The 414-nt window shown below is 43.7% G+C and carries 1 protein-coding gene; it reads left to right on the forward strand.

The features are described from left to right. Window positions 1-414 (forward strand): zinc-binding dehydrogenase (locus RM812_RS42590; protein WP_311586436.1); only part of this gene is annotated, 414 nt, incomplete at both ends.

Consider the following 414-nt stretch of genomic DNA (forward strand, 5'->3'; position numbering starts at 1 on the left):
GTAAAATTCGGTGTGGCTTTTGGCGCTGAAGTAACTGTATTAAGCACATCTGCGAAAAAGGAAGAAGATGCAAAGAAACTCGGTGCTCATCATTTCGTGGTGACCACCGATCCTGAGCAACTGAAAAAAGTAAAGGGAAGTTTTGATTTTATTCTTGACACCGTTTCTGCAGAGCATGATTTTAATGTCTCATTGTCACTGCTGAAAACTGATGGTGTTCAGATTTGCGTCGGCGTTCCTCCGACACCCGCACAGATTCATGCTTTCAGCGTGATCGGTGGTCGTAAGAGTCTTGCAGGTTCATCCATTGGTGGTTTGCCTGAAACACAGGAAATGCTTGATTTCTGCGCCGGGCATAATATTGTTTCAGATATCGAGATGATTGATATCAAAGACATCTACGCTGCATACGAT

This window comes from Streptomyces lancefieldiae, from assembly GCF_031845825.1.
Lineage (GTDB): Bacteria > Actinomycetota > Actinomycetes > Streptomycetales > Streptomycetaceae > Streptomyces > Streptomyces lancefieldiae.